Consider the following 22,224-nt stretch of genomic DNA (forward strand, 5'->3'; position numbering starts at 1 on the left):
ATTTTCTTCGTGTGGTCATCACAGTAAATTTAAGGGGTTAATCATAACTTAATTTACTGTCCCGTTTTTGGGGGAATGCTCATGCATCCGCCGTGGAAAAGATCGGGAAGCCTTTCGGCCAATTTTTTCTGTGGTTTTCGGGCAGGGTCGGTATATTGTACCAAACCAATTTTTCGATGAGACTGCTATTTGCCCTGAGTTTGCTTTTTGGCCTGGGAACTACTGCTTTTGCCCAAAAGACAGACAGCGTCTCCCAAGACAGCACGGCCAAAATGAAAAAGATCGACTTCAGCGTGATGCCCTTTCTGAGCTACAACCGCAACCTGAAGTTCATGATCGGAGCTATCCCGATGGCGATGTATCGGCCCAACCCCGCGGACACCATTTCGCCTAAGTCGCTTTCTGGCATGGCAGCGGTTTACACGACGAACAAGTCCTATTTTCTCTCGTTTTTCAACAAAATCTACCTGAACGAAGACCGTTGGCGGCTCACGCTCTTTGGAGTGACTGGAGACCATAACTCCCAATTCTACATGGACGACATGGAGGATCCGGGTTTTTACGACTACGGTACCAAGACTACGTTCATAGCCGTGGGGGCGCAGCGCCGGATTATCCCACATCTCTTTGGAGGGTTGACCTATTCCTACGCCCATCACCACACCGAATATGACGATGGTGTCCAGCCGCCCAGCACGGTGCAGACGAACGGACTCCAGTTCAATGGCCTCTACGATACCCGAGATGCGGTGTACTATCCGCACAAGGGTATCAAGACTTCCCTAAAATGGATCAACTTTCCGACTTGGTTTGGCAATGACGTAGAGGCAAAGAAGATCCTTTCCGAGTACAACCACTACCTTTCGGTGAGGGAGGGTAGGGACGTGTTGGCCCTTCGTTTTGCCGGGAAATTTGGCTTGGGCGACATTGCCTTTGAGCAGCAGGTCACGCTAGGTGGTCGGGATATTCGGGGATACTCCGAAGGAAAATATCGGGGCGACGGGTTGATGGCTGTGCAGGGCGAGTATCGATACAATTTTGAAAACAAGCTGGGTATGGTCGGTTTTGTTGGGCTGGGTACCATCTATGGCTCGGACACGGAGTCTTTTGACTGGAAAGCCTATCCGGGAGCTGGTGTGGGGATTCGATACAGAGCATTTAAGACGGTCAAGTTTAACATCGGCTTAGACGCGGCCGTAGGCAAAGACGACTGGGGCTTTTATTTCAGGATAGGGGAGGCATTTTAGGCCCGAGGCCGTACCGGCTGGTACTCTTTCTCTTGTCTAATGGAAAGGGGCTGATATCGACTGGGGGCTTGTCACTGCCATTTTTATCACTTATAATAGATTTGGCATTCAATCAAAACCCAAAGCCATGGACTTAACCAAGATTTTTGAAAACAACGAAAAGTGGATCCAATCCAAGACCCAGGACGATCCCACCTATTTTGAAAACCTCAACAAAGGCCAAAAGCCGGATGTGCTCTACATCGGCTGCTCAGACTCCAGAGTCACTGCCGAGGAGCTGATGGGCATGAAGCCGGGCGAAGTATTCGTACACCGCAACGTCGCCAACATCGTCAACGCCATCGACCTCAATGCCCAGAGTGTGATCAACTATGCCGTGACCCATCTGGAAGTCAATCACGTCGTCGTGTGCGGGCACTACTCCTGCGGCGGAGTCAAGGCCGCCATGGAAGCCAAAGACCTGGGCATCCTCAATCCTTGGTTGCGCAATATCCGCGACGTGTATAGAGCTCACAAGGACGAACTCAACGCCATCGAAGATGAGCAAAAGCGCTACGACCGACTCGTCGAGCTCAACGTGAAGGAGCAGGCGATCAACGTCATCAAGATGGCAGCCGTGCAGCGGGCCATCCGAAAAAGAGGCATGCAGATCCACGGCTGGGTATTTGACATCAAGACCGGCAAGCTGATCGACTTGGAGATAGATTTTAGAAAGGCTCTGGAAGGTGTGATGGAGATCTATAGGCTGGAGGACTAGTCGGTCAGAATATCATTCCGATACAAAGTGCGGTTAATCGAAATCATAAAGTCGGGTCCAAAAACTAGGAATAGGATTCGGAAGACTCCCTTTTTACCTTTGCGAAAACAATCCAAACTTATGATTCTGGTAGGAAATGCCGTGCTGTCGGACGATATCAAAGAAAACTTTTTTGTCTGTGACCTAGACGCCTGCAAGGGGGCCTGTTGCGTAGAGGGCGATGCCGGAGCGCCGCTGGAAGATGAGGAGACCAAGATCCTGGAGGAAATCTATCCCATCGTCAAAGATTACATCACCGAGGAGGGACGCCAGGCCATTGCGAAACAGGGAGTGTGGGTGATCGACAAGGACGGGGACAAAGGCACTCCCACCATCGGTGACAACCGGGAGTGCGCCTATGCCTTGTACGACGAGCGCGGCATTCTCAAGTGTGGGATCGAGCAGGCCTACATTGCTGGAAAAATCTCATGGAAGAAGCCGATATCCTGCCATCTCTATCCCATTCGGGTGACGAAGTACGAGCAGTTTGATGCGCTGAATTATGACCGCTGGCATATCTGCGATCCAGCTTGCCAGCTGGGGCAAAGCCTAAAAGTGCCTCTATACCGCTTCCTTAAGGATGCTTTGGTAAGAAAGTATGGAGAAGTCTGGTATGAAAACCTACTGGAGGAAATCGAGGGTCCCAAATAAGGAGACTTAGCCGCCCGACTTCTTGGCGCCGTAGCCAGCTTGAAGCAACACCTGGAGGACTTTGTCCCGGTGGTCGCCCTGAATGAGGATTTCGCCATCCTTGGCAGATCCGCCGACTCCGCACTTGTTTTTCAGAAGCTTGCCCAATTCCTTTAGATCGTCTTCTGTTCCTACAAAGCCTTCTACAAGCGTTACCTGCTTTCCGGCACGGGCTTTTTTGTCCAGCAAAACTTTCAGTTTCTGCTGGGAAGCGGGAAGTGTTTCTGCGTCGTCCTGGTTTCCGTGATTGTATTCAAAGCTGTCGCTAGTGGAATAGACCACGCCGTCGCGCTTTTTCCAGTCGTTGTTTTTCTTTGCCATAGGGGAAATAAAAAAGCCCACACCGAAATGTAGGCTTTAAAGGTAAGCTTGAATTACTTGGTTTTATAAGTCCAGACGGGTCTTTTTGAATGATTGACCACATCCTCTGCGATACTCCCGGTGATCAGGTGCAGCAGGCCGGTTCTCCCGTGGGTGGTCATGGCGATCATGTCGGCCTGAACATCGTCGGCAAATTCCAATATTCCGGACTCCTCAGACAGAGAGTTGTAGATTTCTGCCTTAATGTTTTCAAATTGATATTTCCGGACAAATGTCCTGATTCTTTCCATTGATTCCCGGGTAGTCTCAAAATTGCCTGGTGTATTGATCACCACGAAATAGAACTCGGCATCGAAAATCGCCTGCATCCGCTTGATCCGCCCGGCAACGTGATCATCAGATTCCCTAAAATCCGACGCAAATACGACCTTTTTCATTTTATCGATCGGTGTGTCGGCTTTGATGGTGATTACCGGGCATGAGGCGTTTCTTACCACTTTTTCGGTATTGCTTCCGATGATGACTTCTTCGAGCCCGGAGCTTCCTTTCGAACCCATTATTACCAGGTCAGGGGATTCTTTTTGAATTGCTTCATTGATGCCTTTGAATACATTGCCGAGAACCAATTTACTTTTGAAGCTGAACTTAGATCCCTCATATTGTTCTTCGAGTTCTTTGAACTGTTTCTTTCGGGTTTCAATCAATTCCATGTAGAAAATCTGATTTTGAAAATCAGGGATGGACTCCAATCCTCCACCCATAGTTCCCATACCGGTCGTCACGGGGGTTTCCAACACGTGGATCACGCTGATTTCAACATGATGATAAACTTCTGTCAGACTCGTGGCAAAATTGAGGGCATGCTGCGCGGTGGGAGAAAAATCAAAAGGTACGAGAACTTTTATCATGGCTAAAAGGGTTGTTGTGACGTTTCAAATTAGCTATTTAAAGCGATAGGAAAATGATTTTTGAAAGCTTTTGCTAAAAAAGTAAACCGACTCCAAAAAGGATGACCCAAAGCAAAGTGCTGAGTGCCATTTTCTTTAGAAAAGGGTCCGTTTCAGCAGAGGATTTGGCGCGCTGAACACCCAGACCAACTCTCCACATCAATAGCCCAGCTAGAAGAGCAAGCAAAGAAGAAAATTGGCCGCTAATCAGCGAAAAGCCAACCAAGCACAGGTAACCTCCCCCCAATAACGCCCAATTGTAGCGCACGGCGGCTGTTCTCCCAATTCGGACAGGGATGGACCTTTTCCCAGCCAATTCATCGGATTCGATATCCCGGATGTTGTTGATATTAAGTACAGCTGCGCTGAAAAGCCCAAGAGCAACACCGATAAGCAGTGTAAGCGGTTCAAAACTCAGTGTATGGAGAAAGAACGTGCCTAAAACCCCGAGGAGACCGAAGAAAAGAAATACAGAGATGTCTCCCAAACCTGCATAGCCGTAGGGATTGCTGCCGGAAGTGTAGGTGATTGATGCCCAGATCGCCGCCAGGCCAAGCCCCAAAAAGAGAGCGAAAAGTTTCCAATCCTGTACTGCAACGTAGAGTAGAAGTAGGCCTGACACCAGCGACAGGAATCCAAACAAATACATCGCCCGTTTCATCTCCGGCAGTGTAATGATCCCGGACTGGACGGCACGAACGGGGCCTTGCCTTTCGGCGGAATCAGCTCCGTGTACGGTATCGCCGTAGTCGTTGGATAAGTTGGAGAGAATTTGGAGGAAGATCGTAGTCAACGCGGCGAGAAACAGGATCTCCCAGCGGAAAATTTCTTTCCAGGCAGCCAGAAATGAACCTGCCAGAATACTTGCCAACGCCAAGGGTAAAGTACGAAGCCTGACCGCATGCAGCCAGGCTTCTTTTTTCGATGTGATTTCGTTTTTCAAGGAGAAATTTCTTGAATTAGGCTTCGATTAACTGTAGGATTTCTTCGTCCAACGGCTCCACCTTGGAAGGAAAGAACTTGACAAGCTCGCCTTTCTCATTGATGAAATACTTACAGAAATTCCAGTTGGGCTCCTCGTTGTTCCAGCCATTTTGGGAAGCATCGGAAAGCCATCTGTAGAGGGGATGTTTGTCAAATCCTGCTACAGAGATCTTTTCAAACATGGGGAAAGTCACCCCGTACTCCGTTGAGCAGAAGTCCTTGATCTCTTCGTTGGATCCGGGCTCCTGACCTCCAAAATTGTTGGCAGGAAAGCCGAGGATCAGGATATCTTCTCCGTGCTCAGCGTAGAGCTCCTGAAGTTGGGCATACTGCTTGGTGTAGCCGCACTTGGAAGCGACGTTAACCAAAAGAAGTTTCTTGCCTTTGAACCCGGAAAAATCAACTTCTTTGCCGTTGATGTCTTTCATCTTGAAGTCGTAAAAAGAGCTTTCCATAGTCTGATCAAAAGAGGGGTGGAATTCGGCCTGGTCAGTAGGTCTTCCCAGGGTGTTGCCACAGGCGAGCAGGGCAATGCTGATGAGTAAAGTGAGTGTATTCATGATTTACATTCGTTCTGGTACTGCGATGCCGAGCAAGCTCATACCTTTCTTGATTGTCTTGGCGGTGAGCGCGGATAGCGCTACTCTAAAAGCTTGAATCGCTTGGTTCTTTTCTTGGAAGATAGGAAGATCTGCGTAGAATCGGTTGTACTCTTTTGCCAAATCAAAGAGATATTGGGCGATCACCGCAGGAGAAAACTCTGCTGCAGCGAGGCTTAATTTTTTCTCAAAGTTGCTTAGCAGAAAGATCAGGGCAGTTTCTGACTCAGCCAATTCGCCGATACCGGAGAAATCCGGATTAACATAAGGTACTCCGATTTGGTCTGCTTTTCTCAAGATTGCTGCAATCCGTGCATGAGAATACTGGACGAAAGGGCCCGTATAACCCTGGAATTCGATGGATTCCTGAGGGTTGAACAACATGCGTTTTTTGGGATCGACCTTGAGCAGAAAGTATTTCAGGGCGCCCATTCCCAGAGTTTCATAGAGCTCCTTTGCCTGCTCGTCGGAGAAGCCTTCGATCTTGCCGAGTTCCTTGGTGTGATGCTCGGAGGTCTCGATCATTTCCTGCATCAGGTCATCGGCATCGACTACCGTGCCCTCTCGGGATTTCATCTTTCCGGTAGGCAAATCGACCATCCCGTAAGACAAATGGTAGAGTCCCTCGCCGTACGATCTGCCGAGTTTTCGCATAATCTTAAACAAAACATCAAAGTGATAATCTTGCTCGTTTCCAACGACATATACGGATTTGTCGATTTGAAAATCTTTGTATTTCAAGTCTGCTGTACCGAGGTCTTGGGTGATGTATACAGAAGTCCCGTCACCTCGGCGGACGAGCTTTTCATCCAAGCCTTCGTCGCTCAGATCTACCCACACTGATCCATCATTTTTCTTAAAAAATACACCCTTCGCCAAACCTTCTTCCACGATGTCCTTGCCTAACAGGTAGGTATCGGACTCGTAGTAATACTTGTCAAAGCTGACACCCATCTGAGTGTACGTCGCTTCAAAACCAGCATACACCCATTCGTTCATCTGCTTCCAAAGTGAGACGACTGCTTCGTCGCCAGCTTCCCACATTCGAAGCATTTCCTGGGCTTCGAGAATGATTGGTGCATTTTTCTTTGCCTCTTCCTCGGATTGACCAGCTGACTTTAGTTCCTCGATTTGCTTCTTGTATTCCTTGTCAAAAAGCACATAATATTTCCCCGCCAGGTGATCACCCTTGAGCCCCGAAGATTCGGGAGTTTCACCATTTCCAAAGTGCTGATAAGCCACCATGGATTTGCAAATGTGGATGCCTCGGTCGTTGACCAGGTTGGCTTTGATGACCTCATAGCCGTTTGCAGCGAGGATCTCCGCAACGGAGAAACCAAGAAAGTTATTTCTGAGGTGGCCAAGGTGCAGCGGTTTGTTAGTGTTAGGAGACGAGTACTCCACCATTACTTTTTGGCCGTTTGCTGGAAGCTGCCCTAGATTGGGGTTGGAATAAATTTGGGAGAAAAGATCTACCCAGACCGTTTCGTTCAGCACGAGGTTGAGGAAGCCTTTGACGACGTTGAAGTCTGCCACCACCGGGACATTTCCTTTGAGGTATTCACCTATTTGCGTGGCCGTGCTATCAGGGTTGGCTTGGGATATCTTCAAAAACGGAAAAACCACAAAGGTATAAGTTCCCTCAAATTCCTTCCGCGTAGGCGCCAAGCTGATCCGATCCAAAGGCAAATCGTGGTTGTAAATGTTCTGAAACGCCAGCTGAATGCCTTGGATGATGTTTTCTTGTATGTTCATTATCTTAATCTGACCGCGAAGGGTTTTTTATCCACAAAGAGTCCAAAGGTACATAAAGAATGCCTTTTGAACTGCCTTGGGGCTTTGGTTAAAATCATGTTTTTGATCTCTGATCTGATTTGAATCAACGTTTCCTTGAGGAGTAAGCCAAGTTTTGAAATCGCAAATTTCGACTCCCAGCAATTTGACCGAGAAGGGCGGGAATGTCTATTTCATTGACTTTTTGTGGCGCAGACTGATTTTGAGATTTTCTAAGTTCTCTATTCCAGCCCAAGCATCGCTTTGATATCCTGCAGAGACTTTCCTTCTTTTCTCAAAAACTGAATCGAAGTAGCACCAGCGGATTTGGAGAGCTTTTCTTGTTTGGGCCCTTTGATCAGGGGGTGATGGTGAAAGGTAATTTGTCCAATCCGAGGCTCATCGAGATGTTTGGAAAGATCGAGTTGCGCCAAGGTAGAACTGTATAAATCATTGCCTCTCACGATCAGATCCACGCCGAAGTGCAAATCATCAAGGACTGAAGTCAAATGATAGGCAGGTAATCCGTCTCTTTTCCGGACTACATAAAATGCCGCATCCTGCGGGATCAATGCTTTTTTCTGGTGGTCTGGATATTCTTTCAACTTCAGATAGTCAGCTTCCATGGTATCCATTCTCCAGGATACTTCGGCTTTGTCAAGCGAAAGCCTTCTGTCCAGGCATTGTCCAAGATAGTAGCCTGAGGAGTCGAGTTGCTGGATCTTCTTGCGGGAGCAATCGCACGCAAACAATGATTCAGTGGCTCTCAATTTACCCAGTGCGTGTTGGTATTTTCCCATTCTGTGGATTTGAGACCACTCGGTTTCAAACTCGCTAAGATTTTTTGGTCCTTGGTCAATCTTGATTTCCAAGAAATCCAACGTCTCAAAAATATCTTCCACATATTCGGTCCGATATCGTTCACGATCCAAGTCGTCGATCCGAAGTAGAATTTTTGCCCCATGCTTCTCGGCAAGTGCCTTGGTAATCAAAAAAGAATAAGCATTTCCCAGGTGGAGAAATCCGCTGGGAGTGGGAGCGATGCGGGTCAGATTGTAATCCATGCGGCGAAATTAGCTAGATTGAAATAAAAAAGAATGAATCGACTCTTCCTAGTTGTCCTGATCTATGCCGGTCTAAGCTCATGCACTTCCAACTCTGTAAACCCAGTGACCGGTCGAGACTATATTTTGAAGTCAATAGAATACCACGATCCGGAGGAAGTTTGGGGGAGTCTTAAGGCAACGTTTGTGATTCAGGATAGCTTACCAGCGGGTCGAGATTCGCGATTCTATGAATTTTCTGTGGACAACGCAGAAAGTAAAATGAGCTATAAAATCAAGGATCTTCAGTACCTCGTGTGGCATGATTCTGTACAGGTGCTCGAAGGTGAAGTCGAAACGGAACGGGCATTGCGAATGCGAAATTACTATACCTATCTATGGGGACTTCCCATGAAGTTGACGGATCCCGGTACGGTCATCGACGATGATGTCAAAACAGAAACGTTGGATGGAGTCCGCTATCATGTGGTGAGAGTGCCCTATGAAAAAGACATTTGGTACTTCTATCTCGATCCGGAGACGTATCGAATGGCCGCCTACAAATTTTACCAAGACGAGCCAAACCTGAAGGGGGAAATCATCTATCTGGAAGGGGAAAGGGAATTCAGAGGATTGAAAATCCCAGCCAAACGATCTTGGTATCGGACGGAAAAGCCAGAGTTTTTGGCCACTGATCAGTTGTTGGAAATCAAAGAGACGGATTAGCCTCGACTGCTGTTAAGTTACTTTAACTGGGATCGCTATCGAGTAGGGCTAGTTTCCAGTAATTTGCACTCGAAATGAAAATCCCTGTTTTCTTTATCGTTTTCTTCAATTTTCTACTTTGCGCCTACGGGCAAACCAACTTTTCGGGCAATGTATTGGATGCTTTTGACAAAAAATATCTGGAGGGAGTCACGGTATCTATTACGGGCGGGGATGAGGTTATGACCAATGCGAGAGGATATTTTTCACTCAAGGGTGCCGAGGGAGACACCCTGAAGTTAAGCTTTCCTGGCTTTATTGACCGTGAGATAGTATTGGGAGAAGACCATTTTCTGTTACTCCAAATTCAGGATCGGGCACGGTTGCTTCCGACGTTTCAAGTAGATGCGCAGCCCTATCGATACAGATTCAAAGACGGAAAACTGTACCTCGCCGAGGACGAACCGGAGTATGTCAAACGGCTGAGTAGCGGCGTGAGTGCCGGTGCTGCAAACAATGCTGACCTTACACCCGGTTTTGCAATTTACGGGGTGCTGAGCTCGCTGACCAAGAGGAATAGGGAATTGCGACAGTACGAGGAGCGGCTGGAATGGATCAAGCGACGACAGGGCTATTTGGAAGTCATCGACTCCGAAGAACTCCGCACCGAATTGATGGAAAACTATCAATTAACCCGTGAAGCTTGGGACCAGTTGATCATCCGTTTCAATGCATTTCACCTTGAGCATGAGTTTCTAGACTGGCCCAAAGCTCGTGTGGATGCGAGCCTGCGGGAATTCATCCGGATCGAGGCGTATCTCGACTATTAACTTTTGCGCTTGAAAGACCAGGTGACAAAAAACCTTGCTACGACTTCACCGGCAGGATTTTTTCCGCTGGAAATCATCGTCAGTTGTTCCGCTTCTCCGACTTTCAATCCTTGGATCAAATCAAACAATTCGGCCCCTTGTTCACAGGAAAAGGTGATTTTGGTATTGGCCTTTTTGGAGTATTCCGCCCGGAAGTCTACCACCAGCATGCTGATGGCTCCTTTTCCCGCCAGAGCCAACTGACCCAGTGCCCCTGTGCTCAACTCCGCCGCTCCTGCCAAAGCAGCGAAATAGATGGATTTGAAGGGGTTTTGAGTTCTCCAGGAATAGGGGATGGTGACTTCACATTTTTCCATGGTCAGGCTTTTGATCCGAAGTTTCCAGAAGATGGCCGAGGGGAGTTTGACCAGCATGGCAAACCAAAAAATGAGCGGATTGCACATCTTTTGTTGGTAAGCACGGGTGGCGGGAGAGAGCGTTCGGGTCGAAAGTTGCATTTCCATCTTGAAGTATTTTTACTCAAAATACTAAAATTACCGTGACCGACGAACCTTGGTATCGTTTTTGAAATTCGGGCTGCCAAGAAAAACAATCAATCCTGAAATCCAGCTTAAGGAAAGCAATGCAAATTGAATTGACTTCCGAATACGCGAAATTTCAGATTGCCCTAAAAAATCAATTTTATACAGATGAAAAAGATAGCAATAATTTTTGCGTGCGGACTGTTGGCCTATTCCTGTGCCAAAGTTCCCCTGACCGGTAGAAGTGCCTTGGCGGTAGTTTCTAACGACGAGATCCAACCTTTGGTAAACGAAGAGTATAAAAAGGCGGTTGCTGCGGACAAAACTCTGACCAGTACGCCGGATGGACAGAAAGTAGTTCGAGTAGGGAAGAAAATGGCTGCCGCTGTCGAAGCCTATCTGATTTCTGAAGGCTACCAGGAGTTGGTGGATGATTTTGCCTGGGAATTCAACCTCTTAGAGAGCGAGCAGGTCAATGCTTGGTGTATGCCCGGTGGTAAGGTGGCGTTCTATACAGGGATTATGCCAATCACCCAAGATGAGACGGGGATTGCTGTCGTAATGGGGCATGAGATCGCCCACGCGGTGGCTTCCCACTCTCGTGAGCGGATGTCCAACGGCATGATGATCAACATGGGGATGAGTGCTTTCTCCACAGCTTTGGGTCAAAATCCAACGATGATGGAGCAAATCTTACTTCAATCAGTTGGTGTAGGTAGTGAGCTAGGAATGTTGAGCTTCTCCAGAAAGCATGAGTTGGAAGCCGATGAGATGGGCTTGATCTTCATGGCAATGGCAGGATATGATCCGCGTGCAGCTCCGATTTTCTGGGAAAGAATGTCGGCAGCCGGAGGTGAAGCACCACCGGAGTTTCTCTCCACTCACCCAGGTCCAAACAAAAGAATCGAAAAGCTGAATGCGAATATGCCGAAAGCGTTGGAGTATTATAAGCAGTAGGGCAGCCCTAAGAATCAGTTTCCAGTCTCAGTAAAAATAGGTAGTGGTGAGTAGTAAGTGGTCAATCAACTTACTACTCACCACTAACTGTATACAGTCTGCCTAATCTGCAAGCGAGATTGTAAAAGAAAATCCTTCGAGGTCAAATTAAACTAAAATGACTAGATCCTTTGACTGATCGCTGCTTACTGAACTTACTTCATTCCGAAACCTCTTAACTTCACCTGAGTCAGCTTACGTTTGGTATCCAGCGGAAAGTCGCCGCGCATCATCCACTCGTAGTAGCCCGGTTCTTCTTTCAGGGCTTGTTCGATGGTTTTTCCTTTGTGTTTCCCGAAGTTGAAAATCTCCTGTCCTTGGGAGTTGAAGACGAATCTACCGGCAAGATCGACCATTTTTTCATTGACCATCTCGTGGATCTTTTTCATGTCATTGGTGAAGATGCCCACTTTTTTTCCCTGAAGATCCTCGATTTCCTCGCCTTGGTAACGTTCAACTTGAGCTTGAAACACGTCCAGTGTCGCAAGCGTATCCGCTTCGGCACTATGGGCGTTTTCGAGTGATCGTTGGCAGTAGAACTTGTAGGCTGAAGTAAGGTTTCTTTTTTCCATGAGGAAAAAGATCTTCTGCGCATCAAGTAAGTTTCTGTGCTCCAGATCAAAGTCGATTCCAGCACGCAAAAACTCCTCCACCAATAAGGGTATATCGTACTTCAATACATTGAAGCCGCCCAAATCAGCCGTACCGATAAACTGTTGTACTTCTTTGGCGATGTCTTTGAACAAGGGCTCGTTTTTGACATCCTTGTCATAGATCCCGTGGATCAGCGAAGCTTCCAGAGGAATCGGTATGCTTGGGTTTACCCGTTTGGTATAGATCTCACGTCCTTCGTCGGGGTGAAGTTTGACGATGGAGATTTCCACGATTCTGTCCGTTCCCACATTGGTACCGGTAGCTTCCAGGTCAAAAAATGCAATTGCGTTTCTAAGATTAAGCTTCATTTGAGTTGAATTTTGCTTTCAAAGGTTCAAGGTCCAGGTTGTCGTAGTTTCCTGAACTCATCAAAAGCAGGTTTGTATTGGTGTAATTCTGAGAGTTAAGGTACTCCTTTAACGCCTGACTTTCTGTAAAAAGGATCAAATCTGCTCTTTTAAATCCCTCTCTCAGCGTGGCTTGATCCATGAGTTTAAGTTTTTTTAGCGCCACGGCATGAGGGTTCAGGTAAATCACAGCGGTGTCGGCCGCGTCCATAGACTCGGCATAATTGGGTAAAAACTCCTGGTTCAAAGAAGAATAGGTGTGAAGTTCCTGAACGGAGATCAGCCTTCGCTCAGGAAATTGATTTTTCACTGCGTTGACTGTCGCTTTGAGCTTGGATGGAGCGTGCGCAAAATCCCTAAATAGGATTCCGTTTTTGCTTGACGCCAAAATCTCCTGCCGTTTTGCTGCGCCTTTGAAGCTGGGGATGGAGTGGTAAAATTGCTCCTTGGACACACCCAAGGCTTGGCAGATTTCCATCGCGCCTTGCAGGTTTTGCAGGTTGTGATCTCCAAAAATCCCGATTTCCAATAAACCAGTGCCGGTTTTGAGGAAGGTCTTTCCATTTCTAATTTCCGCAGGGTGGGCTTTATATGGCGTCTTTTGACCAAGAGTCGATGAATTCTCTGCGGCAGATTTTACCAAGGGGTCTGCTTCACAATAGATCAATTCCCCATTTTCCGCGGTCTTGTCCATCAGTTGGGAGAACTGCGCTTTGTAGTCCTCAAAGTCGGGAAAGACATTGAAGTGATCCCAGGCGATCCCACTGACCAAAGCGATGTCGTGCTTGTAGTGGAAAAACTTCGGCGTCCGGTCGATAGGTGAGGTCAGGTACTCATCACCTTCGATGATGATGACCGGCGCATCTGATAGCCGCACCATCAGGTCAAACCCTTCAATCTGCGCTCCAACCAAGTAGTCGAAGTCAACTTTTTGATCCTTCAGCACATGAAGGATGATCGAAGTGATGGATGTCTTGCCATGCGATCCGGCGATCACGACGCGCTTTTTATCCCTGCTTTGGTTGTAGATGAATTCTGGAAAAGAGAAAACCGGCACGCCCAATTCCTGTGCTCGGATCAGCTCGGGGTTGTCTATTCTCGCGTGCATTCCGAGGATGATTCCGTCCAGATCGGAGGTGATTTTCTCAGGAAACCAGCCGTATTCATGTGGGAGGATTCCTGCATTTTCAAGTCTGGTTCGCGAGGGTTCGTAGATTTCGTCGTCAGAACCGCTGACCTGATAGCCTTTTCTGACTAAGGCAAGGGCCAGATTGTGCATTACAGCTCCACCGATTGCGATGAAGTGATAGTTTTTCATGGGAGTTTGGTTGTTTTCTTTTTTGCTACACCGAAAGTTGCACTTGTCTGTCGCATGTCAGGTAGTCAAAAGTCATCCGGCAGTGTGTCGCTTGTGGTCGTCTCGATTTCATTAATGAATAGCCTGGTATTTGTTTTACCTTCCAAACATAAAAATAAAATGCGGGTGCTCAGGGGCTAATCTTTTTTCATTTCCGAGATTCTTTAGGGGGATAGGTTTTTGGCTATTTTCGGGCAAAAATTATCCGAAACATGCCGGAAGATAAGTATGCCTATCTGATTCTTTCTTTGCTCTACCTGCTTGCATGGCTGGTGGTCTATCTCAAAAATCCCTGGAAAAAAGGAATGGTCAGGGTTTGCGCGGTGGGAGGAATCATGGGAGTCCTGGCGGAGGTCTGGTATTTTCAGGATTACTGGAGGCCGCCGACGCTGCTTGGAGTTGGGATCGTAGGTATCGAAGATTACATCATCGGTTTTGCGTTGTTTGGAGTAGGGGGCTATATCCACTCATCCTTTACACGGCAAGAGATCGATTTTGACAGACAGACGCCGGCCAAAAACAGAGACCTCTTTTATCTCTGGCTGATTGGCTGCGCCAGTTTGACGGTTTTCAGCTTTATTCTAAAAATCCACTCGGGATACGTCACCTTCCTGACATTCGTGCTTTTATCGGTATACATTTGGATTCAACGGCCCGACTTGATTTACCCTTCGATCATCTCAGGACTGGCGACCCTAATCATTACTTTGGTGATCTACTACCTCAATTTCCAGATTCTCTTTCCTCATTTTTGGGACACCTACGGGATGCTGGATGCACCGATTTTGGGTACCAAGATCATTGGCATTCCCCTTTCGGAGATCCTGTGGCATTCAAGTTGGGCAATGCTGTGCTCAATGTTTCGTGGATATCGCAACGGAGTTTATTATATACAACGTACCTAACCAAGGCTTGATTTTTGCTGAAAACAGGGTGTTGATAAGTCTTGTAAAACTTGTTTAAAACTCTTGCCTTTCAGCCAATACATTTGTTCTATGACCGAAAATACCAACTCGCCCCGAATTACTCGAAAAAAGTCTACGTACGACAACCCAACCAGTTTTTTGGGTAAAGTCCCACCACAGGCTGTGGAGTTGGAAGAGGCGGTTTTGGGGGCGTTGATGCTCGAAAAAGATGCTCTGACCAACGTGATCGACATCCTGAAAGTAGAAAGTTTTTACAAGGATTCGCACAAAGTGATTTTTCAGGCTATTTTAGATCTTTTCAGTGAAAGCCAGCCAATTGACCTTTTAACGGTAACCACACAGCTCCGCAAAAATGGTGCGCTGGAGATTGCCGGAGGCGCATTTTACGTCACCGAATTGACTTCCAAGGTCGCCTCAGCGGCCAATATTGAATATCACGCCAGAATCATTACCGAACAGTCCATCAAGCGGGAATTGATCCGGATTTCCGGTGAAATCCAAAAGGACGCTTTCGAAGATACGACCGACGTTTTTGAGTTGCTGGACAAGATGGAGCAGTCGCTTTTCGAGATTTCTGAAAAAAACATCCGGAAAAACTACTCAGATATGCGCTCCATTATGCGGGAGGCGATCATCGAATTGGAGGCCAGAAAGCTCCAGAAGGACGGTTTGACTGGGGTTCCGTCCGGATTGACGGCCTTGGATCGAGTGACGTCTGGCTGGCAAAAAGCCGATTTGGTCATCATCGCCGCGAGACCAGCGATGGGTAAGACGGCCTTTGTACTTTCTGTTTTGAGAAATGCGGCGGTTGACCACAATCGCCCGGTGGCGATTTTCTCGCTGGAAATGTCCTCTGTTCAATTGGTCAATCGTTTGATTTCATCCGAAGCTGAACTGGATTCAGAAAAGATCAAGAAGGGCTCCCTTGCGGATCACGAATGGGCGCAGCTGGTTCACAAGACGGCAAAGCTTTCCAAGGCACCTCTTTTTGTGGATGATACGCCAGCCTTGTCTATTCTAGAGCTGCGTGCAAAATGCCGAAAACTGAAAGCGCAACACGACATCCAGATGGTCGTAGTCGATTACCTCCAACTGATGTCCGGCGACTCTAAGAATGGCGGCGGTGGAAACCGCGAACAGGAAATTGCGAGTATTTCCAGGGCGTTGAAAAAGATCGCCAAGGAACTCATGATTCCCGTGATTGCACTTTCGCAGCTGTCAAGAGCCGTAGAGACCCGAGGCGGGGACAAACGACCTCAGCTGTCGGATCTCCGGGAATCCGGAGCGATCGAGCAAGATGCTGATATGGTGATGTTTCTCTATCGCCCGGAATACTATGGAATCACCCAAGATGAAGACAACAATTCCACAGCGGGTGTCGGGGAAGTGATCATCGCCAAGCACCGAAACGGTTCTTTGGAGAATGTGAAACTCCGCTTCATCGGCAAATACACCAAGTTTACCGACTTGGATTCTGGGATAAACTATCCCTCATCGAGTCAATCTCCTGAGGTTTCCTATTCACATAAATTTACTTCGAGCGCATCGGGTACTTCGGCTTTTGATAGCGGACAAACGATTAAGCTGGGCAGCAAAGCCAACGAGGATAGTATTGATGACGTGTTTAACAGTGACAATGGGCCTGTAGGGTTTTAGAAATAAGTCGTTAAACACAGGTAGCAACATGCTGGACACTGGTGTCAGAGATAAATGAAACCGGACATCGTTCACCCGAAATCTGACAGATGAAATGAAAGCAATCGTACTCAATCGCAACCTTGAATCAAATATTGAATTCGCAACGTTGGCAGAGCCCGTCCCAGAAACCGGAGAGGCTTTGATTCGGATCAAAGCAGCCGCTTTGAATCACCGCGACGAGTGGTGTCGTCAGGGGCTCTACCCGAATCTGTCTGATGGGGTGGTTCTCGGCTCTGACGGTGCAGGCGTGGTGGAGAAAGTAGCTGATCCAAAGGACTCTTCTTGGATTGGAAAAGAAGTGATCATCAATCCTGCGATGTTTTGGGGTGCGGAGCAAAGAGCGCAATCAAAAGATTTTCAGATCCTGGGAATGCCAAGAAATGGCACATTCGCAGAACACATCGTGATCCCAGTTGACCGACTACACGAAAAGCCTGAACATCTTAACTGGGAGGAAGCCGCGGCATTGCCTCTTGCCGGCTTGACTGCGTTTCGATCGCTGAGGTATCAGGGGCAAGCTAAAGCCGGAGACCAGGTATTGGCGACGGGAATCGGTGGAGGAGTAGCCCAGTTTGCTGCTCAATATGCCAAAGCCATCGGGGCGACGCTTTCAGTCAGCAGCAGTCGAAGTGCGAAGCTTGAGAAAGGAAAGCGCTTGGGTGCTGTCCATTGTTTCAACTACCTCGAACCGGACTGGGTCGAGCAGGCATTGCAAGCTACCAATGGCTTTGATGTGATCATAGACGGGGCGGCAGGTGATGCCCTCAACAATTTGATCCATGTCTGCAAGCCGGGCGGTCGAATCGTCTTCTATGGAGCAACCATGGGGCTGCCCGGAAAACTGGAGGCGAGAAAAGTCTATTGGAATCAACTGAAAATCATGGGCACTACCATGGGGTCCGATCAGGATTTTTTGGACATGATAGCTTTTGTAAAAGAGAATAAGATCCATCCCGAGATTGATCGGGTTTTCGCCTTTGAGGAGGCGGAGCAGGCCTTTGACCGGATGAGAGCTGGAGATCAGTTTGGAAAGATCGTCCTTACCCCTTGATTTCTTCGTAAGTTTCAGTGAATTCTTTGCGGGCGACGCGATAGATTTCCGATTTGTCGGTGGGTGCCACCAGAAAGTCGCCCGGTTTGACTACGATCGATTCTTTCCATGGAGCCTGGAACTCCATGATTTCGACCGCGCCAAATTTTTTCAAATCTTCGGCAGATACATTGTAGGCGTAGATTTCTCCAACGGGGCGAAAGCATCCCCATCCGTCTCCGAGTGAGTGTAGCATGATGTATTTCCTCTCAAAGGTCGCAGCCTTGATCAGATAGCTTTCTTTTGCTGAGGTTTGATTTTCTACCAACCAATCTCCTTTTTCTGCAGTGTTTTTGGTTTCTACTCCGTCGCTCGTTACTGTGACTACTTGCAAGCCGGGATCAGCTTTTTTTGCACGGATAAGGCTCTTTTTTCTAAACCGTTTTCCCTGGGCTTCCATCAGGGGTAAAAAGTGTGCAAGGATTTCGGTTTGGGTAATCATAGGAAAGAAAGTTTCTATAGTTTTTGGAAATTTCAATTTAGGAAATTGAATATCAATAACCCTCTATAAGCGGGGACTTTCGCTGGATTCAGTCGAGATCATTTTCGAAGAGAAAGTTTTGGTAGGCGTTATTCAGCTCCTTTTGCGCTTTTTCTTCGTTTTGCAAAATTGCGAGTTCTATTCCTTTTTCGAAGAGCGCTTTGGCTTTTTGTATTTGGTCAAACTCGGCAAAAAAATGAGCGGATGGGAAGTAAGCGGGAAGGTAGTTGGGGTGCATTTTTAAAACATAATTAAACAGGATTTCCGCCTCTTGCGGGTCTTTTTCCCGAAGCTCCAGTGCCATAGCGTAATAGTTGAAGGGGTTTTCCGGCTCTTCCTCGATAAAGTCCCGTAGTAGCTGAAGTCTGCCTAAATTGCCCATGAATAGTTTTTTTAATTAGATATAGCCTGTTAATTTCACGCGAAATAAATCTAAAATAATCTAACCCGAAACCAATGAAGATTCTTGTTTGTATCACTCACGTACCGGATACGACTTCCAAGATTCAGTTCACTGCCAACGATACCAAGTTTGATACCACAGGAGTTCAGTTTATTATCGGCCCGTACGACGATTATGCACTGGCTCGGGCGGTGGAGCTTAGGGATCAGACTGGAGGGACTTTGACCGCCTTGAATGTCGGTGAAGTTGAGACTGAGCCGACTTTGCGGAAGTCTCTTGCCATCGGAGCTGATGACGCGATCCGCGTAAATTCCTTTCCAAAGGATTCATTTTTCGTAGCCAAACAAATCGCTCATTATGCCAAAGAAGGAGGGTATGACCTGATCCTGATGGGTCGGGAATCGATCGACTTCAACGGCGGTATGGTGCACGGCATGGTCGGAGAACTGCTGGGCATTCCTTCTTTTTCGCCAGTTATGAAACTCGAAGTAGAGGGCTCCACGGTAAAGATGGCTCGGGAAATCGAAGGAGGAAAAGAGCTTTTGGAAGCTCAACTTCCGTTGATCGCAGGGTGTCAGGAACCCATCGCTGAGTGGAAAATTCCCAACATGAGAGGCATCATGTCTGCACGGACGAAGCCTTTGAAGGTAGTAGAGCCAGTATCTCAGGAGACACAGGCAGAGGCAAGCAGCTATCAGCTTCCGCCTGCCAAAGGTTCGGTGAAACTCATCGACAAAGACAATGTCGTGGAATTGGTTAGATTGCTGAAAAACGAAGCAAAAGTACTTTAATTGATTTTTTGTAAAATTTTATAATTCAAGAAGATATGTCAATACTAGTATATATAGAACATGCCGAGGGCAAAGTGAAAAAAACCAGTCTTGAGGCTGTTTCTTATGCCAATGCTCTGGCTGCTCAGATAGGAGAGCGGGACGTGGTGGCAGTAGCCCTGGGTACGATAGATTCGGCCGAGTTGGCTGCTGTAGGCAAAGCTGGAGCGTCCAAAGTATTGCATGCGGATGATGCTAGGCTGACGGATGGAGTGATCCAAGCGCATGCTGCGGCTGTGGCGCAGGCATTTGCTTCTGTTGGAGCAAAGACCTTGGTGTTGGCAAAGGCGTCGCTGGGTGATGCGGTTGCCGCCCGACTGGCAATCAAATTAAACGCGGGCTTGGTTTCCAATGTAGTCGAGCTCCCGAATATTTCTGGAGGATATCTGGTGAAGCGAAGCATCTATACCGGAAAGGCATTTGCAGAAACGTCTGTTACGACAGAAAACAAGATTTTGGCAGTAAGAAAGAACGCAGTGGATTTGAAGGTCGATGGTGCCGATGCGACGGTTGAGAAGCTGACGGTAAGTCTTTCGGATGCTGATTTTTCATCAAAGATTACTTCTACCGAAAGAGCAAAAGGAGAAATACTGCTTCCTGAAGCTGATATCGTAGTCTCCGGTGGTAGAGGTATGAAAGGCCCGGAAAACTGGGGAATGATTGAAGACCTCGCCAAAGTTCTTGATGCGGCTACCGGTTGCTCGAAACCAGTGTCGGATATCGGATGGAGACCCCACCACGAGCACGTCGGCCAAACAGGGGTGAAAGTTGCCCCGAGTTTATACATTGCCATAGGAATTTCAGGAGCTATTCAACATCTTGCGGGAGTCAACTCTTCGAAATACATTGTTGTAATCAACAAAGATCCCGAGGCGCCATTTTTCAAGGCGGCCGACTATGGGATTGTCGGAGATGCTTTTGACGTGGTACCTAAACTGACTGAGGCACTAAAAGCTGAACTTTAATTTTTGTGGAAAAACTCGTAGAACTGGAGATTTTGGGGCTTTCATCCAACCATTCCCAATCAGGGTCTTTTACCTTGGTAATGGGAGAGATGGAGGGAAGTAGGAGGTTACCTATAGTCATTGGAATGTTTGAAGCTCAGGCAATAGCTATTGAGATCGAAAAGATCATTCCCAACAGGCCAATGACCCATGATTTATTCAAATCGTTTTCGGACAGTTTTAAATTTGAGATTGCCAGAATCGTGATTTCGGATATGAAGGAGGGAGTCTTTTATGCCAAAATTCATTGTAAAAACAGCGCGTCAATAGTAGAGATAGACAGTAGGCCTTCCGATGCAATTGCAATTGCAGTACGATTTGCAGCTCCGATTTTCTGTGCGGAAAAGGTGATGTCAGAAGCTGCCATCGAATTTACAGAGGAAGAAAAAAAATTGGAAAGCAGCAAGGAAGTTCAGTCTCGGGCTCCAAAGTCCAATCCCAAAAAAGAGCCATCTTTGAAAGACTTCAGTTTGGATAAGCTTAATCAGCTCCTTGAAAAAGCAATCACCAATGAAGACTATGAAAGAGCTGCCCGAATCAGAGACGAAATAAACAAGCGAAACTAAAAAAAAATCCTCTTTAGAATTCCATAAAAAAGCCCCCAAAAAGTAAACACTTATTGGGGGCTTTTTTTATCATCAGGTTTATGCCAAATACTTTTCCACTGGAGTAAAGGGTAAATTAAATGCCTGAGCTACTGCTTCATACACTACTTCTCCATTAATTACGTTGAGGCCTGGCACGAGGTCAGCGTTGTCCTGAGCTGCTTTTTTCCAGCCTTTATCAGCCAGTTGGATGGCATAAGGCAAAGTGGCATTTGTGAGGGCCAAAGTAGAAGTATATGGAACCGCACCCGGCATGTTGGCTACACAGTAGTGTACCACGTCATCGATGATATAGGTTGGGTTTTCGTGGGTAGTCGGTCGACAAGTCTCGATGCAACCCCCTTGATCGACAGCTACGTCAACCAAGACTGTTCCCGGTTTCATGTCTTTCAGCATGTCGCGAGTGATCAAGTGTGGTGCTTTGGCACCTGGGATCAATACCGCTCCTACGATCAAGTCTGCGTCCTTTATCAGCGTCCGCACATTGTATTCGTTGGACATCATGGTCTTCACATTGGCAGGCATCACGTCAGCGAGGTATCTCATTCGTGGAAGCGATACATCCATGATCGTTACGTCAGCACCAAGTCCGGCAGCCATCCAAGCGGCTTGAGTTCCAACGATACCGCCACCGAGGATCAAGACTTTGGCAGGAAGTACTCCCGGTACGCCACCAAGTAGAATTCCACGGCCTTTCAGCGGTTTCTCGAGGTAGTTTGCACCCTTTTGAATTGCCATTCTACCTGCTACTTCCGACATCGGGACTAAGAGTGGAAGGCTTCTGTCCTTTTTTTCAACAGTTTCATAAGCCAGGCAAATTGCTTTGCTTTCGATCATTGCCATGGTCAATGGCTCGTAGGAGGCAAAGTGGAAATAGGTGAAAAGGAGTTGGCCTGCCTTGATCAGTTTGTATTCTGACTCAATTGGCTCTTTTACTTTCATGATCATCTCAGCGATTTCGTAGGTCGCTTCGATAGTCGGGAGGATTTTTGCTCCGGCAATTACATATTCTGCATCCGGGAAACCACTTCCATCACCAGCGGTATGCTGAACATACACGGTATGGCCTTTTTTGATTAGCTCCTTAGCTCCGGCAGGGGTTAGTGCGACCCTGTTCTCGTTGTTTTTGATTTCCTTTGGGACACCTATTATCATGGCAAAGTAAATTTGGATTTAAATTCTTGTCGCAAAGATAAGAAGCAATGCATATCCTAAAAGTCATTTGAAAAATAGTGTTTGGTATTCAGTCGGAGTGAATTCATTTTTCGATAGTTTATTCTATGAATTATGTTGAGGATTTAGAAAATTCCAAGATTTAATTTTTCAAAGGGAGAGGGTTTTAAAATAATTTTCTAAAAATGATTTAAATCAAGGTTT

24 protein-coding genes are annotated in these 22,224 nt (G+C 47.2%); 12 read left to right on the top strand and 12 right to left on the bottom strand.

Annotation, left to right across the window (positions count from 1 at the left end; all coding sequences use genetic code 11):
• Positions 1-176 precede the first annotated feature (176 nt).
• The 3 genes from ABD031_RS16860 (at position 177) to ABD031_RS16870 (ending at position 2,694) form a co-directional block, all read left to right on the top strand.
• Entirely contained in the window at positions 177-1,247 is a 1,071-nt protein-coding gene (locus ABD031_RS16860) for a BamA/TamA family outer membrane protein (protein ID WP_343853607.1), read from the top strand.
• Between the two features lie 127 nt (positions 1,248-1,374).
• Positions 1,375-2,004: a carbonic anhydrase gene (locus ABD031_RS16865; protein ID WP_343853609.1), complete on the top strand. Its 630-nt coding sequence runs from the start codon at positions 1,375-1,377 to the stop codon at positions 2,002-2,004.
• A gap of 120 nt (positions 2,005-2,124) precedes the next feature.
• The gene (locus ABD031_RS16870; protein ID WP_343853611.1) at positions 2,125-2,694 is read left to right on the top strand and encodes a DUF3109 family protein; all 570 of its coding nucleotides are present in this window, start codon (positions 2,125-2,127) and stop codon (positions 2,692-2,694) included.
• A gap of 6 nt (positions 2,695-2,700) precedes the next feature.
• Here the strand turns inward: ABD031_RS16870 and ABD031_RS16875 are convergent, their stop codons facing one another.
• The 6 genes from ABD031_RS16875 to ABD031_RS16900 all read right to left on the bottom strand — a co-directional run bounded on the left by ABD031_RS16875 (position 2,701) and on the right by ABD031_RS16900 (position 8,421).
• On the bottom strand, positions 2,701-3,054 hold the full coding sequence (locus tag ABD031_RS16875; RefSeq protein ID WP_343853613.1) for a translation initiation factor: 354 nt from the start codon (positions 3,052-3,054) through the stop codon (positions 2,701-2,703).
• Between the two features lie 53 nt (positions 3,055-3,107).
• Positions 3,108-3,962, bottom strand: coding sequence for a universal stress protein (locus ABD031_RS16880; protein ID WP_343853615.1), 855 nt, complete (start codon positions 3,960-3,962; stop codon positions 3,108-3,110).
• Positions 3,963-4,035: 73 nt separating this feature from the next.
• Positions 4,036-4,944, bottom strand: a complete 909-nt coding sequence (locus ABD031_RS16885) for a 1,4-dihydroxy-2-naphthoate polyprenyltransferase (protein WP_343853617.1) — start codon at positions 4,942-4,944, stop codon at positions 4,036-4,038.
• Between the two features lie 16 nt (positions 4,945-4,960).
• Positions 4,961-5,545, bottom strand: coding sequence for a glutathione peroxidase (locus ABD031_RS16890; RefSeq protein WP_343853619.1), 585 nt, complete (start codon positions 5,543-5,545; stop codon positions 4,961-4,963).
• A gap of 3 nt (positions 5,546-5,548) precedes the next feature.
• A complete protein-coding gene (gene argS, locus ABD031_RS16895; RefSeq protein ID WP_343853621.1) occupies positions 5,549-7,339 on the bottom strand; it encodes an arginine--tRNA ligase in 1,791 nt (596 codons plus the stop codon).
• A gap of 260 nt (positions 7,340-7,599) precedes the next feature.
• Positions 7,600-8,421 (bottom strand): glutamate--tRNA ligase family protein, encoded by an 822-nt coding sequence (locus tag ABD031_RS16900; protein WP_343853623.1) that lies wholly within the window; start codon positions 8,419-8,421, stop codon positions 7,600-7,602.
• A gap of 33 nt (positions 8,422-8,454) precedes the next feature.
• Between ABD031_RS16900 and ABD031_RS16905 the strand changes: the two genes are divergently transcribed.
• Together ABD031_RS16905 and ABD031_RS16910 are read left to right on the top strand one after the other, a co-directional pair.
• Positions 8,455-9,126, top strand: a complete 672-nt coding sequence (locus tag ABD031_RS16905) for a DUF6503 family protein (RefSeq protein WP_343853625.1) — start codon at positions 8,455-8,457, stop codon at positions 9,124-9,126.
• A gap of 74 nt (positions 9,127-9,200) precedes the next feature.
• A complete protein-coding gene (locus ABD031_RS16910; RefSeq protein WP_343853627.1) occupies positions 9,201-9,935 on the top strand; it encodes a peptidase associated/transthyretin-like domain-containing protein in 735 nt (244 codons plus the stop codon).
• Here the strand turns inward: ABD031_RS16910 and ABD031_RS16915 are convergent.
• Positions 9,932-10,438 carry a DUF4442 domain-containing protein gene (locus tag ABD031_RS16915; RefSeq protein WP_343853629.1) on the bottom strand — a complete coding sequence of 169 codons (507 nt, stop codon included), beginning with the start codon at positions 10,436-10,438 and terminating at the stop codon, positions 9,932-9,934. The two genes, ABD031_RS16910 and ABD031_RS16915, sit on opposite strands and share 4 nt — an antisense overlap.
• A gap of 186 nt (positions 10,439-10,624) precedes the next feature.
• On the opposite strand from ABD031_RS16915, the gene ABD031_RS16920 reads away from it, so the two are divergent.
• Positions 10,625-11,413, top strand: coding sequence for a M48 family metallopeptidase (locus tag ABD031_RS16920; protein ID WP_343853631.1), 789 nt, complete (start codon positions 10,625-10,627; stop codon positions 11,411-11,413).
• 194 nt (positions 11,414-11,607) lie between these two features.
• Here ABD031_RS16920 and ABD031_RS16925 read toward each other — a convergent pair whose 3' ends face one another.
• On the bottom strand, positions 11,608-12,414 hold the full coding sequence (locus tag ABD031_RS16925) for an exonuclease domain-containing protein (protein ID WP_343853633.1): 807 nt from the start codon (positions 12,412-12,414) through the stop codon (positions 11,608-11,610).
• A complete protein-coding gene (locus ABD031_RS16930) occupies positions 12,404-13,771 on the bottom strand; it encodes a UDP-N-acetylmuramate--L-alanine ligase (protein ID WP_343853635.1) in 1,368 nt (455 codons plus the stop codon). The genes ABD031_RS16925 and ABD031_RS16930 overlap by 11 nt, the downstream gene beginning before the upstream one ends.
• Before the next feature lie 251 nt (positions 13,772-14,022).
• Here ABD031_RS16930 and ABD031_RS16935 point away from each other — a divergent pair, with 251 nt between their 5' ends.
• The 3 genes from ABD031_RS16935 to ABD031_RS16945 all read left to right on the top strand — a co-directional run bounded on the left by ABD031_RS16935 (position 14,023) and on the right by ABD031_RS16945 (position 17,485).
• Positions 14,023-14,715: a lycopene cyclase domain-containing protein gene (locus ABD031_RS16935; protein WP_343853637.1), complete on the top strand. Its 693-nt coding sequence runs from the start codon at positions 14,023-14,025 to the stop codon at positions 14,713-14,715.
• A gap of 90 nt (positions 14,716-14,805) precedes the next feature.
• A complete protein-coding gene (gene dnaB / locus ABD031_RS16940; RefSeq protein ID WP_343853639.1) occupies positions 14,806-16,392 on the top strand; it encodes a replicative DNA helicase in 1,587 nt (528 codons plus the stop codon).
• Positions 16,393-16,486: 94 nt separating this feature from the next.
• Positions 16,487-17,485, top strand: coding sequence for a zinc-binding dehydrogenase (locus ABD031_RS16945; protein WP_343853641.1), 999 nt, complete (start codon positions 16,487-16,489; stop codon positions 17,483-17,485).
• On the opposite strand, the gene ABD031_RS16950 is transcribed toward ABD031_RS16945, so the two are convergent.
• Together ABD031_RS16950 and ABD031_RS16955 are read right to left on the bottom strand one after the other, a co-directional pair.
• On the bottom strand, positions 17,475-17,966 hold the full coding sequence (locus ABD031_RS16950) for a hypothetical protein (RefSeq protein ID WP_343853643.1): 492 nt from the start codon (positions 17,964-17,966) through the stop codon (positions 17,475-17,477). The two genes, ABD031_RS16945 and ABD031_RS16950, sit on opposite strands and share 11 nt — an antisense overlap.
• A gap of 88 nt (positions 17,967-18,054) precedes the next feature.
• Positions 18,055-18,387: a tetratricopeptide repeat protein gene (locus ABD031_RS16955; protein WP_343853645.1), complete on the bottom strand. Its 333-nt coding sequence runs from the start codon at positions 18,385-18,387 to the stop codon at positions 18,055-18,057.
• Positions 18,388-18,461: 74 nt separating this feature from the next.
• Here ABD031_RS16955 and ABD031_RS16960 point away from each other — a divergent pair, with 74 nt between their 5' ends.
• The 3 genes from ABD031_RS16960 to ABD031_RS16970 are packed head-to-tail and all read left to right on the top strand — an operon-like array spanning position 18,462 to position 20,808.
• On the top strand, positions 18,462-19,199 hold the full coding sequence (locus ABD031_RS16960; RefSeq protein ID WP_343853647.1) for an electron transfer flavoprotein subunit beta/FixA family protein: 738 nt from the start codon (positions 18,462-18,464) through the stop codon (positions 19,197-19,199).
• 35 nt (positions 19,200-19,234) lie between these two features.
• A complete protein-coding gene (locus ABD031_RS16965) occupies positions 19,235-20,203 on the top strand; it encodes an electron transfer flavoprotein subunit alpha/FixB family protein (protein WP_343853649.1) in 969 nt (322 codons plus the stop codon).
• A 5-nt stretch (positions 20,204-20,208) separates the two neighbouring features.
• The gene (locus tag ABD031_RS16970; protein WP_343853651.1) at positions 20,209-20,808 is read left to right on the top strand and encodes a bifunctional nuclease family protein; all 600 of its coding nucleotides are present in this window, start codon (positions 20,209-20,211) and stop codon (positions 20,806-20,808) included.
• Between the two features lie 78 nt (positions 20,809-20,886).
• Here ABD031_RS16970 and ald read toward each other — a convergent pair whose 3' ends face one another.
• The gene (gene ald / locus ABD031_RS16975; protein ID WP_343853653.1) at positions 20,887-22,002 is read right to left on the bottom strand and encodes an alanine dehydrogenase; all 1,116 of its coding nucleotides are present in this window, start codon (positions 22,000-22,002) and stop codon (positions 20,887-20,889) included.
• Between the last annotated feature and the right edge of the window lie 222 nt (positions 22,003-22,224).

The organism is Algoriphagus jejuensis, assembly GCF_039523455.1.
Taxonomy (GTDB): Bacteria; Bacteroidota; Bacteroidia; order Cytophagales; family Cyclobacteriaceae; genus Algoriphagus; species Algoriphagus jejuensis.

Coding starts and splice junctions, on each gene's coding strand:
- ABD031_RS16860 (WP_343853607.1), top strand. CDS start 177: ATGAGACTGCTATTTGCCCTGAGTTTGCTTTTTGGCCTGGGAACTACT.
- ABD031_RS16865 (WP_343853609.1), top strand. CDS start 1,375: ATGGACTTAACCAAGATTTTTGAAAACAACGAAAAGTGGATCCAATCC.
- ABD031_RS16870 (WP_343853611.1), top strand. CDS start 2,125: ATGATTCTGGTAGGAAATGCCGTGCTGTCGGACGATATCAAAGAAAAC.
- ABD031_RS16875 (WP_343853613.1), bottom strand. CDS start 3,054: ATGGCAAAGAAAAACAACGACTGGAAAAAGCGCGACGGCGTGGTCTAT.
- ABD031_RS16880 (WP_343853615.1), bottom strand. CDS start 3,962: ATGATAAAAGTTCTCGTACCTTTTGATTTTTCTCCCACCGCGCAGCAT.
- ABD031_RS16890 (WP_343853619.1), bottom strand. CDS start 5,545: ATGAATACACTCACTTTACTCATCAGCATTGCCCTGCTCGCCTGTGGC.
- argS (WP_343853621.1), bottom strand. CDS start 7,339: ATGAACATACAAGAAAACATCATCCAAGGCATTCAGCTGGCGTTTCAG.
- ABD031_RS16900 (WP_343853623.1), bottom strand. CDS start 8,421: ATGGATTACAATCTGACCCGCATCGCTCCCACTCCCAGCGGATTTCTC.
- ABD031_RS16905 (WP_343853625.1), top strand. CDS start 8,455: ATGAATCGACTCTTCCTAGTTGTCCTGATCTATGCCGGTCTAAGCTCA.
- ABD031_RS16910 (WP_343853627.1), top strand. CDS start 9,201: ATGAAAATCCCTGTTTTCTTTATCGTTTTCTTCAATTTTCTACTTTGC.
- ABD031_RS16915 (WP_343853629.1), bottom strand. CDS start 10,438: ATGGAAATGCAACTTTCGACCCGAACGCTCTCTCCCGCCACCCGTGCT.
- ABD031_RS16920 (WP_343853631.1), top strand. CDS start 10,625: ATGAAAAAGATAGCAATAATTTTTGCGTGCGGACTGTTGGCCTATTCC.
- ABD031_RS16925 (WP_343853633.1), bottom strand. CDS start 12,414: ATGAAGCTTAATCTTAGAAACGCAATTGCATTTTTTGACCTGGAAGCT.
- ABD031_RS16930 (WP_343853635.1), bottom strand. CDS start 13,771: ATGAAAAACTATCACTTCATCGCAATCGGTGGAGCTGTAATGCACAAT.
- ABD031_RS16935 (WP_343853637.1), top strand. CDS start 14,023: ATGCCGGAAGATAAGTATGCCTATCTGATTCTTTCTTTGCTCTACCTG.
- dnaB (WP_343853639.1), top strand. CDS start 14,806: ATGACCGAAAATACCAACTCGCCCCGAATTACTCGAAAAAAGTCTACG.
- ABD031_RS16945 (WP_343853641.1), top strand. CDS start 16,487: ATGAAAGCAATCGTACTCAATCGCAACCTTGAATCAAATATTGAATTC.
- ABD031_RS16950 (WP_343853643.1), bottom strand. CDS start 17,966: ATGATTACCCAAACCGAAATCCTTGCACACTTTTTACCCCTGATGGAA.
- ABD031_RS16955 (WP_343853645.1), bottom strand. CDS start 18,387: ATGGGCAATTTAGGCAGACTTCAGCTACTACGGGACTTTATCGAGGAA.
- ABD031_RS16960 (WP_343853647.1), top strand. CDS start 18,462: ATGAAGATTCTTGTTTGTATCACTCACGTACCGGATACGACTTCCAAG.
- ABD031_RS16965 (WP_343853649.1), top strand. CDS start 19,235: ATGTCAATACTAGTATATATAGAACATGCCGAGGGCAAAGTGAAAAAA.
- ald (WP_343853653.1), bottom strand. CDS start 22,002: ATGATAATAGGTGTCCCAAAGGAAATCAAAAACAACGAGAACAGGGTC.